This is a genomic window from Desulfosporomusa polytropa (assembly GCF_055380075.1).
This window is the reverse complement of sequence record NZ_AP042400.1, coordinates 4,894,019-4,909,899: the sequence shown is the minus strand read 5'-3', so window position 1 is coordinate 4,909,899 and position 15,881 is coordinate 4,894,019. Positions and strand designations below refer to the sequence as shown.

The 15,881-nt window shown below is 45.9% G+C and carries 16 protein-coding genes; 2 read left to right on the top strand and 14 right to left on the bottom strand.

The annotated features are described in order from the left end of the window. Positions 1 to 87: 87 nt before the first annotated feature. From hpt to ACZ449_RS24580, 4 genes are all read right to left on the bottom strand, one after another. Positions 88 to 627, bottom strand: a complete 540-nt coding sequence (gene hpt / locus ACZ449_RS24595) for a hypoxanthine phosphoribosyltransferase (RefSeq protein ID WP_464261940.1) — start codon at positions 625 to 627, stop codon at positions 88 to 90. A gap of 4 nt (positions 628 to 631) precedes the next feature. Further along, positions 632 to 2,032 (bottom strand): tRNA lysidine(34) synthetase TilS, encoded by a 1,401-nt coding sequence (gene tilS / locus ACZ449_RS24590; protein ID WP_464258676.1) that lies wholly within the window; start codon positions 2,030 to 2,032, stop codon positions 632 to 634. Between the two features lie 161 nt (positions 2,033 to 2,193). After that, positions 2,194 to 3,276 carry an acyl-CoA dehydratase activase-related protein gene (locus ACZ449_RS24585; protein WP_464258675.1) on the bottom strand — a complete coding sequence of 361 codons (1,083 nt, stop codon included), beginning with the start codon at positions 3,274 to 3,276 and terminating at the stop codon, positions 2,194 to 2,196. Continuing rightward, positions 3,267 to 4,181, bottom strand: a complete 915-nt coding sequence (locus ACZ449_RS24580; RefSeq protein ID WP_464258674.1) for an acyl-CoA dehydratase activase-related protein — start codon at positions 4,179 to 4,181, stop codon at positions 3,267 to 3,269. Before ACZ449_RS24580 ends, ACZ449_RS24585 begins: the two co-directional genes overlap by 10 nt. A gap of 238 nt (positions 4,182 to 4,419) precedes the next feature. On the opposite strand from ACZ449_RS24580, the gene ACZ449_RS24575 reads away from it, so the two are divergent. Further along, entirely contained in the window at positions 4,420 to 5,028 is a 609-nt protein-coding gene (locus tag ACZ449_RS24575) for a hypothetical protein (RefSeq protein ID WP_464258673.1), read from the top strand. A 48-nt stretch (positions 5,029 to 5,076) separates the two neighbouring features. Here ACZ449_RS24575 and spoIIE read toward each other — a convergent pair whose 3' ends face one another. The 6 genes from spoIIE to yabP form a co-directional block, all read right to left on the bottom strand. Then, a complete protein-coding gene (spoIIE, locus tag ACZ449_RS24570) occupies positions 5,077 to 7,533 on the bottom strand; it encodes a stage II sporulation protein E (RefSeq protein WP_464258672.1) in 2,457 nt (818 codons plus the stop codon). Positions 7,534 to 7,763: 230 nt separating this feature from the next. Then, positions 7,764 to 8,216 (bottom strand): S1 RNA-binding domain-containing protein, encoded by a 453-nt coding sequence (locus tag ACZ449_RS24565; protein WP_464258671.1) that lies wholly within the window; start codon positions 8,214 to 8,216, stop codon positions 7,764 to 7,766. A gap of 103 nt (positions 8,217 to 8,319) precedes the next feature. Continuing rightward, the gene (locus tag ACZ449_RS24560; protein WP_464258670.1) at positions 8,320 to 8,607 is read right to left on the bottom strand and encodes an FtsB family cell division protein; all 288 of its coding nucleotides are present in this window, start codon (positions 8,605 to 8,607) and stop codon (positions 8,320 to 8,322) included. A 96-nt stretch (positions 8,608 to 8,703) separates the two neighbouring features. Beyond that, the gene (gene yabQ, locus ACZ449_RS24555; RefSeq protein ID WP_464258669.1) at positions 8,704 to 9,183 is read right to left on the bottom strand and encodes a spore cortex biosynthesis protein YabQ; all 480 of its coding nucleotides are present in this window, start codon (positions 9,181 to 9,183) and stop codon (positions 8,704 to 8,706) included. Between the two features lie 47 nt (positions 9,184 to 9,230). Beyond that, complete coding sequence (locus tag ACZ449_RS24550) at positions 9,231 to 9,959, bottom strand: lytic transglycosylase domain-containing protein (RefSeq protein ID WP_464258668.1); 729 nt, start codon at positions 9,957 to 9,959, stop codon at positions 9,231 to 9,233. A 1-nt stretch (position 9,960) separates the two neighbouring features. Then, the gene (gene yabP, locus ACZ449_RS24545; protein ID WP_464258667.1) at positions 9,961 to 10,242 is read right to left on the bottom strand and encodes a sporulation protein YabP; all 282 of its coding nucleotides are present in this window, start codon (positions 10,240 to 10,242) and stop codon (positions 9,961 to 9,963) included. Between the two features lie 149 nt (positions 10,243 to 10,391). Between yabP and ACZ449_RS24540 the strand changes: the two genes are divergently transcribed. Further along, a complete protein-coding gene (locus tag ACZ449_RS24540; protein ID WP_464258666.1) occupies positions 10,392 to 10,622 on the top strand; it encodes a hypothetical protein in 231 nt (76 codons plus the stop codon). On the opposite strand, the gene ACZ449_RS24535 is transcribed toward ACZ449_RS24540, so the two are convergent. From ACZ449_RS24535 to ACZ449_RS24520, 4 genes are read right to left on the bottom strand one after another with little or no spacing between them, the layout of a single operon-like run. After that, a complete protein-coding gene (locus tag ACZ449_RS24535) occupies positions 10,623 to 11,834 on the bottom strand; it encodes a Ger(x)C family spore germination protein (protein ID WP_464258665.1) in 1,212 nt (403 codons plus the stop codon). After that, positions 11,831 to 13,072, bottom strand: coding sequence for a Ger(x)C family spore germination protein (locus ACZ449_RS24530; RefSeq protein WP_464258664.1), 1,242 nt, complete (start codon positions 13,070 to 13,072; stop codon positions 11,831 to 11,833). Before ACZ449_RS24530 ends, ACZ449_RS24535 begins: the two co-directional genes overlap by 4 nt. After that, the gene (locus ACZ449_RS24525) at positions 13,062 to 14,174 is read right to left on the bottom strand and encodes a GerAB/ArcD/ProY family transporter (RefSeq protein ID WP_464258663.1); all 1,113 of its coding nucleotides are present in this window, start codon (positions 14,172 to 14,174) and stop codon (positions 13,062 to 13,064) included. The genes ACZ449_RS24530 and ACZ449_RS24525 overlap by 11 nt, the downstream gene beginning before the upstream one ends. Beyond that, positions 14,161 to 15,825, bottom strand: a complete 1,665-nt coding sequence (locus tag ACZ449_RS24520) for a spore germination protein (protein ID WP_464258662.1) — start codon at positions 15,823 to 15,825, stop codon at positions 14,161 to 14,163. The genes ACZ449_RS24525 and ACZ449_RS24520 overlap by 14 nt, the downstream gene beginning before the upstream one ends. Positions 15,826 to 15,881: the final 56 nt, after the last annotated feature.

Here is a 15,881-nt window from a genome sequence, read left to right as displayed (position 1 = left end):
CCATAGAAACGGCATTAGAGACATGGTAGCATTCATATCGCATAATTATAGCATACTAAATAAAAATTGACAATTAAGGAAAAACATTTACCCCTCATACGCTTCTGGTTTAAGTACGCCGATAAAAGGGAAATTGCGATATTTTTCCGCGAAGTCCAAGCCATAGCCCACGACAAAGTAATCAGGAATAGTAAAACCATTGTAGGCAATCGGAACCTCTACCTTACGGCGATCAGGCTTATTTAAAAGCGTACAAATCTTAATGCTGGCAGGTTTACGAGACCATAAATTATCCATAAGGTAGTTTAAGGTCAGTCCTGAGTCAATAATATCTTCCACAATAAGCACATGCTTATTTTCCACATCCTCATCAAGATCTTTTAAAATCCGGACAACACCGCTAGAGGAAGTCGCAGCCCCATAGCTGGATACAGCCATAAAGTCAATGGCTACCGGTAATTTGATGGAGCGGGCCAAATCTGACATAAAGATTACGGCACCACGCAAAACGCCAATCATTAATATTTCTTTGCCTGCGTAATCTTTGGTAATAGCTTCACCCAATTCTTTAATTCGACTAGCAACTTCTGTCTCACTAAATAATATCTTTTCCAGGTCATCCATCATATTATTACTCATATTCAAAATTCCTCCCGTTTAGTAATGCTAAGCTGCAAAATTTTTTTGTAGTTTCATCAATCCGCCCATGCTCACTTTGGCGGTAACCGGCCACCCAGATAATTTCTTGTTGGTCAACAACAATAGGAACATCGTCGCGCACCGCTTCAGGAACCTTATGGTCGATAAGAAATTTTTTGAGTTTTTTGCTGCCATTGAGTCCCATGGGACGAAATCTATCACCAGGCAATCGTGACCGCACAATAAGCGGCAAGGTCAGTTTCTCAAGATCGAAGACTGCGGTATTTTCCCCCTTTTTTAGCGGCAGTGCTGTCACCAGTTCTGCCACTATTGTACTACTACCAATAGTCGTACTACCAGGCACTACAAGTGCCACTGGCTCAACCCTTTTTGCAGGTACAGGTTGGGGTTGATACAAAACGCCGTTTTCCACCACAAGACCTGTATATGTTTTTCTGGCAATAAGCCCGCCAGGCAAAGTCAGCAAAGAACCTACCGTACCTGAGAGCGCCATAGTAAGTAATTTTTCCACATGCTCAAAGCTTATTCCTGTTAGTGCCCCCCGTTTTTTCTCAATTGCCTGCCTAATTAACTCTCGCTGCAATGCTGCGGGCAAAGCGGCTAACCCCTGGCTTTCGATAGTGATGCTGTCACCCGCTGTCGCCACCTTCCCCCAGAGCTTGGCAGCTTCTCCGCGAATATAATCGTGTTCAGCTCCTACCAGCGAAGCCAACCGCCAGATGGCCTCCCTGATGGCTGGGTTGTAACTTTCCTCCAAAGCAGGCAATAGCTCTAATCTAATTCGGTTCCTTCGATACTCTGTCGTAAAGTTTGTGCTGTCATGCCGCGGCTGCAGCCCCTGTTCCTCACAATAAGCCTCAATCTCCGGTCGACTGACAGCAAGTAGTGGGCGCATAACATCACCGTTTAGCGGTTTCATCCCCCTCAGCCCCCCACTACCTGCTCCCCGTAAGAAATTAAGCAGCACTGTTTCCACTTGGTCATCGCGGTGATGGCCTGTGGCAATCTGTGCCCCGCCCCACTCGGCAGCAATCCTGCGCAAGTATTGATACCTAAGCAGCCGCGCGGCCTCCTCCTGTGAGGATATTTTATTGGCCTTACTATAGGCTAATACATTGATGTTCGTAACTGAACACGTTAGTCCAAGACTAGTTGCAAAAGCCTCAACAAATTCAGCTTCCTCTGCCGCCTCTGGCCGCAGCATGTGGTTTACATGGGCCACAGCCACACTAAAACCATACTCAGCTTTCAGCCTATGCAAAATATGAACCAGGGCCAGTGAATCCGGTCCCCCTGAACAGGCGGCCAAAATCCGGCTGCCTGGCTTAATAAGCTGGTAGTTGTTAATCCATGTCTTTACCTTATCAAGCATTTACTATCCCCGGCTTCCTACTTGCCTTAGTCTTTGTTGGCATTTTAGTTTTCCATTCGCGCCACAAGCTAAATTTTCCTGCCTCACGCTACCATTTATGCTAGCGTTTGCTGCGTAAAAAAGGAACAGGGCTTATTCGCCCTGTAGCTCAGTGCCTTTGCCTATATACTTGGCAGCTTAGTCTGCCGATATTTTAATAAATCTATAAAGGCTTCCAGTCTTGTCCTAATACCCGCCTCACCGGTCTGCTCATCATATGCCAGTGTAAGTACTGGCATATCAATATCCTGACTAACTTTAGGCAAAATATTCTTGGCTACCACCTCTGGCATGCAGGCAAATGGATATATTTGGATAATCCCGTCATATCCCTGTTGTTTTTTCAAAATAGTATATGCAATACTTTTCAGACCATGGCCACCAACCGAATGCCCCAGATAGGGTTCGGCCATATCCTCCAGTTTTTGGTATAATTCCAAATAGCTTTTGCGTTTCAGCAACTGACCTTTGACATAATCGCTTAAAAGCAATGTCTTGGAGACCTCAATCCCCATGTCACCGAGGCACCGCTCGATATTCTGATTAACAAAGGGTTCCAACATTACATAGATTTCTCCCACTATCGCAATCCGTAACGGCTGTACCACCTGAACTACTGTGACCGCCTGTAGCTTTTGCAACAATTCCGCCCGCAAGACCTTGAGCTCCTGGCAACTTTCTGCCAGATCAATGTCCTGAACAGCTTGTTCCCATAGCTTATTCACCGAACCACGTACAGATTCAACTGCCCTGAGCTGGTTAACCTCACAACTAATATCATCCAATAGATTCATCTTGGCACCTGCCAACTGAAAGGCCTTGTATATTTGACGCCAACTCGTATGAGGAGCAACAACCTTTAGCTGCCGATAAGCTTCTATCAAGTTGGGCTCTACCGTAATCATTCGAAACTGATAACCTAACTGTTGCAAAATTCCTTGTTGAATAACCCCATAATAGCCTAGACGGCAAGGACCAACGCCCCCACAAGTTATAATTGTATCAGCGCCTTGCTCCAGGGCTTCAATAAAATTGCCTAAGGTCAGTTTAAACGGCAGACATACCGTTTCTGGTGAAACCCGCATCCCGAGTTCTAGCGTGTGTTTGGTAATCGGCGGTGGCACCAAAACCTGACATCCCAACTGAGTAAATAGTGTTTTTAAGACAATACTCAATGTACCCATATGAGGAAAAGTTATAAGCACGTATTTTTCCTCCGCTTAACCATGTCAGTAAAGGCCTCTAGCCGTGTGACTAACCCAGCCTCCGCTGTATGCTCGTCAAGTGACAGCTGCATGCAGGGGATATTCAAGTAACTGGCTTGTTGCCGAATAAGCTCTCCTACCATCGCGTCCGGTCCACACGCGAAGCAGGTCATAAATATAATACCACTTAGGGGACGGTTCCCCGCCATGAGCGCCATAGCCGCACCAGCAATCGTATGACTATTAGACCAAAAAAGTTTTTTCTCCAGTCTTGCCGCAGCGCGATTAATTTCCTCAAACTCCACCATTTCCGGAGTAAAAACCTGCATCCCTAGTTTTTTCAATTTTTCCAAAGTGCCCAGACTAACCTGGCGATCATAAATAATATACGGGTGACCGATAAGCGCAAGCCGTGGCCGACCATCATACGCACACTCCACAGGCTGGATTCGTGCTCGATACTGCCAAGCCCGAAACCAAGCATATAGGCTAGTCGCTACACTGCAACCCAACAACTGACCCACAGTAACAATAGCGTGGTACAACTGCCTGCTTTTTTGCCGCATATCAATATTTGTATCAATGATGGGCGGCAGCTGACCCACATTGTTTCTGAGCACATCAGGCATACCAATAATTTTAGGGCAGGTGTACTGCCCCTGTCTAATGCTCACAATCCGTGGCAAAAACAAATAGTCTACCTTATCACGCAAATAACAGGCATGACCGAAAAAAACCTTTGCCGGCAAGCACATCTCATCAAGAACACTCCCACAATCAAGTGTGTGCCGCGAGGTTTCACCAGATAATACCACCTCAGCTCCTAATTCAGATAAAAAACGTTCCAATACAGTTCCATACTGAAAATGCAATAACCCTTGTGGCACGCCCACACGCACGCTCATGTTCCCACACCTGTGCATAAACCTGCTGCCAGTATAACGAGATATATTTTCAAGTTACTCAACTCCTTAAACTCAACATAATGCTACAATCACAATGTTTCTACACATATCAGATGCCGTTTAGGCCACCTGCAATTCCTAGTATGTCATAACATTTCATAATTATGCATAAGTAACTTGCGCAATAATGTATAATAAAATAAGTTACCAACTATATTCGAAAGGACTGAGTTCCACAATGTATATTCGACAACTTGGAATTTCTTCCGTTAAAGTATTACTCGTATTGCTAAGCCTTTGTGCTGCTGCTCTTCCCGCTTTTGCAATCGAACCAATCACCGTGGCCGTTTTACCGCCGATTAACACAGCCAACTTCAAATATAGCGATGATGTTCAAATAATACAGAACACCATAAAAAAGCCCTTCAAGTACCCCTATTATTCATTGTTGCCTGATGATACCGTGAAAAAAGGCACCAGCACCTATTTAGTTGAACATAAAAAATCCCGTTTAACTGATGAAAAAAGCATGGCAGAACTTGCCAATAACCTATCTGCTGACCTTGTAGTTGTTGTTGAATTGTCGCAAGTCAGACAAGATAGAGTACATTCTTTTTGGTATGATGAAACATATATTGACTCTGATATCTTGTTGAAATGTTATGCTTACTCTGCCCTATTAAAGAGGTATGATGTAATTAAAGTAGTCAAATACGACAGAGAATCAGAAAGCGTCGATACAAATACAGATGTGATTTTTAAAGATCTCACCGAGCAACTGTTAGTAAAATTACCTTATAAACGTATTCCGCTTGTAGGCTTTGAGAAGCCAGCTCCAAACCTGTAAAAAAGCAATTTCCAGATTAATAGTCTGGAAATTGCTTTTTTACAACATTCACTGAACAATTCCTGGTCTTTCCGCTACCTTAGCTACCAGTACAGCCATATCATCCTTGGCTATGCCACCAGACAATTGCATGGCCTGATATAATAACCTGTCGGCAATATCTTGCGGACGTTCACTGCCTGTGCGGCGGAGGAAATTAGCTACCCAATTCTCCTTGTCAGCACCATGAACAACATCTGTAACACCATCGCTCACCATAACCACAATATCACCCGGAGCCAGTACGCGTCTGACAGGCTCAATTTCGACATGCTCTAGTATCCCGATTGGTGGCGATACTGGGTTAATCGTCGTTACTTCTCGTACTCGCTTAACATAACTTGGAGCTGAACCTACCTTTAAAAACTCGGTTTCGCCTGTAAACATATCGACTACCGCCATATCAACAGTAGCAAAGATATCGCCTGGCATTTTTATTAACAACATCGAATTAACCATCTTGACCGCCGTATCGACCTCAAATCCGGCAGTGAGCAGCCTCTGCAAAAAGCTAACAGCCTGCCCACTGCTGCTAGCAGCAGCTTCACCACTACCCATTCCATCACTTAAAATGAGTGCTGTCCGTCCCCGGCTGACTGGCTGAACCACACAGGTATCCCCCGAAAGTGAGCTTGCTGCTTTGGCAGCTGTCGCCATACCTGTTTCCACATGATATCGTTCATCCAACTCCATAGTTAGTTTGCAATTTTTATGACAAATTTTATTGCCACAGTCTGCATGTAATACCATTTTCTCCTGCAGCAAATTGGCCGTCACCGGCAAAATCGTATTGACACATTCCCGCGTTCCATTGCAGACCGTTTTTTGTGCTGCTACCCTAACCTTGCCTTGTTCACTAATTACCTGTATTTCACTTAGCGGACACCCTAATACAGCCGCCCGCTCTGCCAACATTTCTGCAACCTCGTTGTCTGTCTGCGGACCCCTTTTCAGTTCTTGTGCCAGATTGCCAATAATTACACCTGTTTCCTGCAGCTGTTCTACCGCTACTTGACGGCACTCTGCGATTTTTTTACGCCAATATATATCGGTCTGATTGCTTTTTGCTGCCTGAATAATAAGTTCGAACAGTGCCTGGCGGTTCACGCACACACTCTTGATAAGATCAGGCATAATCCCGACTTTGAGCTTCCCAGCCTCAGCCAACGCAAACATGTCCAACATGGCTTGATATGTTTGGTAAAAATCCCGCTCCCAACACTCACCCCGCCGTTCACAGGGGCCGCAAATCCGTTCCCCGACAGCGGTAAGCATATATGCTAACTGCTCTTCCTTTATTTTTTCATTATTATTAACTTCCTTTTCGCTGTCGGCACCGTCAGTTTTGGCTAAATCACTTAAGATACCAGCAATATTATTCAGTTTTTCCACAGCCACCTGAATCGTCCTCTGAGCAACCTTCGCATCATCTGCTTCATCAAGATACGTTTCCCGCCACTGGCTAAGTTTAGCAGTAGGAACTAACATAAAGACCGCTCCAGCCGCTGACACCTCGACCAGCACCAACAATAGCTGACTTGGTTGTCCCAAATAGAGCACAGCAATAGCACTACCGAGAATAAACCCAAGCAGCACTGCCGGTTTTCCAAGTTCACGAAATATCCCGCCAATCATTCCCGCCACAGCATACATTGCAATGACCGCAGCCGCATCACTATCACTTAACCCAATAACCAGTCCGGTAATTACCCCCACCGCAGCACCCACGCCTGAACCACCGGTAAAAGCTAGTGTCATGGCAATAAGCGATCCAGCCATATTGCGCAAACTATAGTCATATATCATCAAGCTGCCCAAACCGGCAACCGCTGTAGCTACCATAATTGTGCCGCCAAGCAGATTTTCAGCCCCCACCTGCCGCTCCCCGGTATTGGTCAGAAACAGCGGCACACCATAACGAAAGATGAAGGCCAATACCATACATAATGTCGCATCAAGAATTACCATCAACATACCATATAAACTTAAATCCCGCCACGGCGTTAGCATTGTACCGCTTAAAAACATACACCCAAACAAAAACAGTGGAACTGCCTGTACCTTTTTTCCATACCGCGTCAGCTTGTCTGACAACCGCCAATATAAGAACATTGCGAACAAATATATGATTGCCTCCTGATAAAAGCCCGCACTCAGCACGCCGGCTAGTGCCCATATCCCAACAGCAACTGCCCGCTCTCTGGCCAAACTGGCAACAGCACCAAAAAGCGCTAACCCAAATGGAGCCAACTCACCCAATAACGATACCCTCCCCAGAAGGAGTGCAAGGATATGCAGCGGCAAATTCTGCTGATAAAACAAAGCTTGCCCCCGGGTTCTCACCCAATCCAAGAATTCCCATAAAGCAAAAACCGGCCTTTCTGTTTGTACCAAATTCACCGGCGGCCTCACAGGTGATGTCTGTAGAATTTCTTCAGGCAGCGTAATAACAGATACTTTTGGCATGGTTCTTCACCCCTGTAAAAAAGTGTCTTGCATTTAATTTGAATTTTACATAAATTACCATTAAAGATTTGTCTGTTTACGTCACCTGTGTAACAAAATAATCCGACATATATTCCAATACAAATGCTAAAAAACCACCTGGCGACTCATTGCCAGGTGGTTCCTGCTTATATTATCATTAATTATTCCATTTTTTGTCGATAAAACCCAATCATTATGACTGCTCCGCCCTAACGCGCAACGCCGCCAGCACTCCCGCCACTGCTGCCGCTGCCGCCAGCACCACCGCGACCGCCGCTGCCGCCGCGTTTTGAATCAGTACTGCGCTTCAAATCAGACTGGCGCTCATCGCTGTCTTTTAAAAATTTACTCAGCTTATCCTCAAAGGTTAAGCTGTTCACTCTATTAGGACGACGGAAATCGTTGGTATGCGGTTTTCTTGGCGCAGGAGGTTGCAGTTGCTTAATAGAAAGGCCGATTTTGCCGCGATCATCTACTGATAAGACTTTAACTTTCACTTTGTCCTGTTCTTTCAAAAAATCCTTAACATCGCGGACGTATACGTCAGCAACTTCGGAGATGTGAATTAAACCTACCTTTCCACCCGGCAACTCGACAAAAGCGCCAAAATTAGTTATGCCGGTCACAACTCCCTCAACAACACTGCCAACTTCAATGGACATACTAATCAAATTTCCTCCTTAAAATCTCTCGTACTTTTTATTTATTTTTGGAACCCGCAATCCATATTATACTCTTGCCAGTGAAAATGTGTCAAGAATGACGTTACCGAGAAGGAATATAGGGTACTTCTCCCGGCTTCACCAAACCCAACTGTTCGCGGGCCACCTTTTCGATATAAGCAGCTGTACTTAGCATTTCTTTTTCTGCCGCCAAACTAGTATTGAGCGCAACGGCCTCGTTCATGCGAGTATTTACCAACTCAGCTTCCTGGCGAATTCTGGCAAGCTCAGTTTGTTGACCAATAAAGACATAACAAAAGTATCCAGCCATAACCATGATACATAGTCGAAACCAACTAAATTGTCTTGTTGTCTTATTTTTTTGAATCATTTACATCACCATTATTCCTTGATTGTTACTATATTCGCTCTTTATATAACAAATCCTCTTGTTGTTGGAAATTTATATAAAAAATTATATTGATTATCACGGTGGTGGTATTTCTTCTGGCGGCGGCGGTGGTGGTCGCCAGCTTTTGCACCAACATTTATACTTCCTTCCCATGAATTTCGCTGGCCAAAAAAGCATCCGTATAACCAAAACAGCCGGCCTGATAAAAGTAAAAATAATAATTTTTTTGCTTATATGTAAAGCCCTGGATATTAATTTAAACAAGATTATAATACACTTCCTAACATGGCGGCTGGCCAGGCGGTAATAAAAAAGCATTCCGGAAACTAGCGCTATTACTACATAGAAGCGAAATTCGCCCCAATTGCTAATAAGCAGTGCGGCAAACGCAATTGCCGACGCAAGCAGGCAATAAATTAAATCTGTAACTGAGGTTATTAGCCACTGCGGCCTAAGTCGCCAGCGCAATACCCTGTAGACATCAAACAATACGCCGAGAACTATGCCAGTAGCCGCAATAACCAAAAATGTTTTAACCTGCGTCGAAAGTTCCACCTATTCACCCCCTCCGTAACACCACCCGCCTGTGCCCACAAACTTCTTTATCGCCAATGGAAGCATTGATATCGCCGAAACAAATATCTGCCCACTAACAATAACGCCAAAACAGTCATTCCACTGCTCCAGCCTAGAGCGTGAGCAACCATTACCCAGTTTGCAGCTGTTAACCAACCTGGCGGCACTCGTCCGCTTAGCTGATACCAATAACCCACTACTCGTTCCACATATTCTGTTGTCTCAGGATACGGCGGAATCCCGCCATATTTGTCAACAGCTCCTGGTCCTGCATTATAAGCTGCGATTGCCCATTCCATGTGGCCGTCATAGCGTTTAGCTAGTTGACTCAAATAACATGTACCAATCGCAATATTAAGTTCAGGATTATAAAAACAGTCACTGCTACATTCCCCATCATGACGGCCGCTGCAAACCAGGACCTGACGATTGACTAACCGCCAGGTACCTGGCATAACCTGCATAAGGCCATAAGCCCCGGCCTTAGATAATGCGCGAGATTCGAACGAGCTCTCAGCCTTAATTACAGCAGCAATAAGCCCTGGACTAACCCCGTACCTTGTGCCAGTCTGATTTATGATCGCAGCATAGGGCAAGTCTTTAACTTCTTGCCGATCAGCTGTTTCTGCTGTAAATTTTGCATATAGAGCCTGGCGGCTATAGTCGGCCAAACAGGTTGCGAGACTGTATACCACAGCCTGAGCCACAAATACATACAGCAAGAACAGCCACAGCGACAACGCCCGGCTGCGCATTTTATTTCAAAAACCGTTCCAGCAGGCCTTTTTTCTGGCGTGACTCTTCTTCGTAGTGCATGCCCTTGATTGTTCCATCTATAATAATATTGCCTTGCTCCAGATTGAGTTGCTTAATGTTAAGCGTTTCACCTTTAATGATTAATACCCCCTGCTCAGTTTCCATAACGATTTCTTTTTCATCATAACTGCCTAAGCTGACAACTCCATCCACATTGAGTTCCTCCCGGTCAACCAATGTTAACTGATGCCGCCATTTAGGAGTCTTGTTATCTATCGGCATAAAATTCTCCCTCCTAGCCAATGCTATTTCAGATTATGTATATGCCGAAAAATAAGCTAATAGTACAATGAGATTCCATGTCTACCCTTTCAGTGAATATAAGCTGGACCAGAAAAATCGTCCTGCTGGTCTTTATGGAGGTTTTATAATTGAACAACCTAGCCTATTATTGGCAAAAACTTGCTTACCAAATTGTCCATCAGACTACCTTGTGGGTGCTTATCGTATTTTTCACCACCGCTATTGTTGCCTGGGTGCTTGGATCAGTTTTGGATCAGCATAATGCCCGGGGGCGCGAAGCCAATTTCGCACGCAAAACAGCGGTATTTTATGCCGCCGCTGCGCTTGGTCTGTGGCTGTTTACAATCATCTTTAAATAACTATTTGTGTTCGCCCACCTGAAAAATATTAACATTAACCGAAACCACCATCGGGATTTTGGGGAATATTTCCTCATTCCAGCGTTCTTTTACCTCTTCCCATTTCTTGGGATACTGAATTTTAAGCGCTCTTCCCAAATTCAGACCATCAGCTCTCTGTTCCTGCATCCTCCTCAGCACGAGCTGTACACTCTGTTTAACTTCCTCGGCAAATTGTAGTTCAAGCTTCCGAATATAGTCAGGATTACCTGTGGTACAGTCGCAACCTCCCCTTTCCCCGATCTGGCCATACATAGTAATATCTAGGGTATAGTAAATTGTATCGCCTGATACATGCGCCTGCAGGCGAGTATCGTGGCGAAAGAGTTCGAATGCAAGAATATGCTCCGGATGGTCTTGGCAGTGGGTAGTAATAATGGCCGACTTTTCCACCCCTAATATATATCTTCCTCCAGCGGTCTCTGCATCATTAAGATAACCTACAAGTCTGTTATTTTTCACAACTGCTACACCGCTAACCTTGATAATGCCGTCAGCAAATTCAATTTTTGGTAAAACAAGCGGAATTTTATTATCAAGTTTGATAACAGTAAAACCAAGATCGCTGCGGCCACTGGCGATATGCGGGTCTTTTAGATTGTTACGGGCAATATTGGCCAAAAAAATACCGTTAGCCTCACCGCTCGGCGGCTGATATTCAAGAATGGGGCTGGCATCACCGGGAGTAACATATACATGAATGCGCCAGCGCATTTTACTATCCCTCATAAACCAGTCAAGTAACTGATCCAGTCCGCCGGCCTCAAGGGCAGCTTCGCTGATAATAATAGCCTGAATATGCTCCCAGGATATTATTTTCCCCAGTTGGCCATACATGTCTCTAGTTATTTCCAAAAATGATCTGCCTGTATTAGAAACAACATAGGTCTGATTTCCTGAACCGCCTCCCTGCTCACCCTGGGTAGGCGCAACCTCCAACAGTTGTACACTTAAGCGAAACTGCTTGCCGCCATAAGGCTGCACAAAAGTCTCAACCCCTGTTTCACTGCCATCGGCGACATCAATGGCCATAGCCAGAGCAATGTGTCTGTTCTGCAGCTCCCGCTGATCCCAGCAGCCAGCAAGCAGCAAACATACACTTGACAGCAGCAGCCATCCTAGCAGTTGTTTTGACACAGCAACTAGTAACCACTGTTTAAACTGCTGCTTCATTTATGTTCACCCAATTGATTAATCACCACATTAACCGATACTACCAGCGGGATATACGGGAATAGTTCATCCCAATGGTCTTTGACTTTGGCCCAGGTTTTGGGATGATCACTCTTAAGCTTTGAAGAAAAAGTAAGAATATCTACCCCCATTGACTGGCAGGTATCTTTACCATACAGCACAATCCGCTTGACTTCCTCGGCTGTCTTGACCTCAATCCGTCGGACAAACGCGGGATCACCGGCCCCTTTGACTTTACCGGGCGTCTGGTACTCACCCAAGTTTCCCCACATATTGATATCAAGGGTAAAGTAAATAGTATCGCCCTCTACATGCGCCTCAAGCCGGGTATCGTGCAGGAAGAGTTCAAACGCTACCACCTCGTCAGGGCTATCGCCAGGCACGGTAATAATCGCCGACTTTTCAGAAGCCCGGAGATACTTAGCCCCGGCCACAACTTGCTCATCGACATAACCCACAAACTTATCTTTTTTAAACAACGCCGCGCCACTTGCTTTTACAATATTATTGGTCATCTCCAGACGTGGAATAGCCATGTCCTGTTTATTGCTTAACATAACACTGATATTGCCAAGATCGGTGCGCGCCCCGGCAACATGGACGTTTTTGGGATGATTGCGAAGAATGTTGGCTAGATAGATACCACCGGCTTCCTTGGTTGGCGGCACATATTCAATAATGGGTCTGGCTTCACCTGGCGTTATAAACACCTTTATCCGCCAGCGCATCTCAGCATCGCGTAAAAACAAGTCAAGTATCGGCTCTAGGCCTGCCTGCCGTACAGCCGCTTCACTAATAATAATGGCCTGAATGTGTTCAAAATAAAGTGACTTGCTGCTTTGTCCCAACGTATCGCGCACAATCTCGAACAAAGACTGACCGGTATTTGACAGTACATAGGTCTTACCGCCATTCTTTCCACCATTCTTTCCACTGTCGCCGCCTGCCTGCTGGCTGTCCCCGCCCCCGCCTGACTGTCCCAACCGCAGAATCTGCAGACTGACCCGATACCGTTTGTCGCCATGCGGCTGAACAAAGGTCTCGGTTTGTTTGGCGGCCTGACTTTGTCCGGGTTTTTCACCGGCGTCTGCTGTATCAATAGCTACCGCCAGTACAAAGTTCCTGTCCTGCAGTTCGCGCCGGTCCCAGCAGCCGCCAATAAATATGGAAATCAGCACAACAAGCAGTATACTGCTCAGCCGAACTTTACCCCCCACCTGACGCCACTCCCCGTTTACGCCGCTTAGCCCAAAAATAGACAAGCGGCATGATCCCCCATGACAATGCGAGCCCTAGCCAAGTTACAGCCTTATCAGCCAACTTAACCAGCTCCAGACCGTCAATCACGGTAGCACCAACGAAAATAACCGGTGTCAGCGCCAGCACCCATGGCCGGTGGTCGGCAAATCCCCATATTTTGGCCAGTGTCTGGCTAATAACATAGACAAATATCGCCAGCGTCTTAAAAACCGACGGAATCCAAGCGACAAGCAAGTAGTTTTCCAGACGTTCAATGAAAGTGCCTGGCAGCTCAACACTTCTTACCACCACCAGTGTCGGGTATGACTCACTTTTTACCCCCTCTACCGTCAAAACACCAACTGTTAAAACAACGATAATAATACTTGTCACCACTACAAAAGCAATCGCAACCGCCAGTGCCAGCGTAAGATTACCTTTTGTTCTATCAATCAAGGGAAATAATAGCAGGATTATCTCATAGCCGCCATATACACCCCATATACTGATCGCTCCCTGCAGAATACCGAGTGGCTTGTCTGTCCAAAACGGCATGAGATTTTCCGGTTGAAAATTGAATATCCCCAATACCCAAATGGTGCCCATCATTAGAGTGGAAACAATAAAGGTAAACTCCGCTACCCGGATAATTGTCCCCAAATCCTGGAGCGCGCAGTAAACAACAACACCCAGCATGCCCATAACAATAACATCACTGGGTGTCCGATCAAACATAAAAAACGCTACTGCCTTGCTGAACTGATTAAAGTTCACCCACGTGACCATAAGAAACAGACTGATAAATACACCAATGACAGCCAAGCCGGGCCATTTGCCTAAAAGCTCTGGCAGGTACACTGTAAAGTCACGACCAGGATAAAGTTCTCCCAGCTTCATCATAATCCAGGCGGCGGCGAAAAACACGCCACCACCAAGCATTACACTCACCCAGGCAAACTGTTCGGCTTGGGGCACAATCATGCTTGGCAGCCCAATAATCTGCCCGCCAAACATGGCAGCGGTAACTAACACACCGAACTGGGCAGCCGACATTTTGTTTTTTACTTCAAGATTGGCCATGACCTGTATCGCCACCTCGCCGTTTCTCGTCCTGCGCACCAAACTCAATCAACCTATTTTTCATGAACTTTTGCGGCAGCCGGACAAGCCCGTCTTTCCAGTCAGGCCAAAGAGCAACATCCAGTATACCGCCAAGATAGGACTCGCCGAAATTCCTCAGCGAACATAAGTGAATTGTGACAATAATAACCCCCAGCATAACGCCATATAATCCCAAAGTGGCGGCTAACAATAAGATGGGCACACGCAGTGACCGGAGCGCCAACCCAAAAGAATAATAAGGCATAGCATAAGATGCGATAGCGGTAACCGCAGTGACTACCACCAGGAGCGGATTAACCAGACCGGCCTGGGCGACCGTTGTTCCAATAACAAAGGCCCCCACCATACTGGCTGCGCCGGACAGTTTCTTAGGCAGCCTAGTTACGGCCTCCTGAAACAGTTCTAACAGCGCTTCCATCAAGATGGCTTCTAAAAACGATGGAAAAGGCGTCCGCGCCCTGAGCTCAGCAACCGAAATAGCTAGACCTGTAGGCAGCATGCCGGGGTGATAAGACACGATGGCAATATAGAGCGCCGGCGTATAGATCGCGATAAACGCCGCTATATGACGGCTCAGGCGAACAAGACAAGCCACCGAGGCCGGCATAGTATAGTCCTCCACAGCATGCATAATGCTGGCATAAGTACAAGGCAGCATGATAGCAGCCGGCGTATTATCAACAATCACACCTACTCGTCCTTTATAAATGGCAGCCATCATTTTCTCCGGCCGTTCGGTCGATTCAAGCTGAGGAAACGGCGTCCACGGGTGTTCTACCATGGCATCTTCAACGACTTTGGACACTAACACTTGGTCTACACTCAAGTTTTTTATGCGCCGCTCGACTTCTTCGACAAGCCCCGGTTTGACCAAGTTGGCAGAATATAGGATCGCAACTCCGGTTTTGCTGCGCTCACCTACTTGAACGATGCGTATTTTTATGTTAGGGTCTTTAGCCCGGCGGCGAATAAGCACAATATTGTCCACCAGAGTCTCATTGAAGGCATCCTGCGGTCCCCGAATATTTTCTTCAGTAACCGGTGTACTTACACTTCGTTTAACATGTTTGGTCGCGCCGGCTGACAAAATATCGGAAATACCATCAATCATGATCAGCGCATTCCCGCTCATGACGGCTTCAACGGCGATATTGGCATGTGTCTCAATATTAACGGTCGCCACAGTTAACTTTTCTTCAATAAATTGTTTTAAATCAAAATTGCTCGTATTGGCTTGCATGAGCGGTTTTAAAATATTATCTTCCAGGGTAGGGGTATCGCTCATACCGTCTAAGGAAACTAGCACTGCCTGCCGCCCGGCTGTTTTGAAAAAGCGAAATTTAACATCATCACAATCGCGAAATACCGTTTTTAAAAGCTGAACATTTTGCGCGAGTTTAGGCGTAAAAACAAACATGTCATCGCCCGGAGCCGCCACGGCCCTAAGGTCAGCAACAATGCGAGACATGTCTTCCCCGAGTTCAGCACTGTCCTTAGTCAGTTGCTTTAAATCGGCTAAACGTACCGTTAATTTATCCAGGTTATTGTCTGGCAGAATATCTGACAGTTTGCCAAAAGTACATGGTTTGTCGTTATTGGTTTTTCCCACCGCAGACAGCCTCCTCAACATTCCATGATGACAATGGCTGTCGCCATGTTGACTGA

What these genes read in the sequence shown, in the direction of transcription:
- hpt (WP_464261940.1), bottom strand. Translation starts at nt 627, where the DNA reads ATGATGGATGACCTGGAAAAGATATTATTTAGTGAGACAGAAGTTGCT.
- tilS (WP_464258676.1), bottom strand. Translation starts at nt 2,032, where the DNA reads ATGCTTGATAAGGTAAAGACATGGATTAACAACTACCAGCTTATTAAG.
- ACZ449_RS24580 (WP_464258674.1), bottom strand. Translation starts at nt 4,181, where the DNA reads ATGAGCGTGCGTGTGGGCGTGCCACAAGGGTTATTGCATTTTCAGTAT.
- ACZ449_RS24575 (WP_464258673.1), top strand. Translation starts at nt 4,420, where the DNA reads ATGTATATTCGACAACTTGGAATTTCTTCCGTTAAAGTATTACTCGTA.
- spoIIE (WP_464258672.1), bottom strand. Translation starts at nt 7,533, where the DNA reads ATGCCAAAAGTATCTGTTATTACGCTGCCTGAAGAAATTCTACAGACA.
- ACZ449_RS24565 (WP_464258671.1), bottom strand. Translation starts at nt 8,216, where the DNA reads ATGTCCATTGAAGTTGGCAGTGTTGTTGAGGGAGTTGTGACCGGCATA.
- ACZ449_RS24560 (WP_464258670.1), bottom strand. Translation starts at nt 8,607, where the DNA reads ATGATTCAAAAAAATAAGACAACAAGACAATTTAGTTGGTTTCGACTA.
- ACZ449_RS24550 (WP_464258668.1), bottom strand. Translation starts at nt 9,959, where the DNA reads ATGCGCAGCCGGGCGTTGTCGCTGTGGCTGTTCTTGCTGTATGTATTT.
- yabP (WP_464258667.1), bottom strand. Translation starts at nt 10,242, where the DNA reads ATGCCGATAGATAACAAGACTCCTAAATGGCGGCATCAGTTAACATTG.
- ACZ449_RS24535 (WP_464258665.1), bottom strand. Translation starts at nt 11,834, where the DNA reads ATGAAGCAGCAGTTTAAACAGTGGTTACTAGTTGCTGTGTCAAAACAA.
- ACZ449_RS24525 (WP_464258663.1), bottom strand. Translation starts at nt 14,174, where the DNA reads ATGGCCAATCTTGAAGTAAAAAACAAAATGTCGGCTGCCCAGTTCGGT.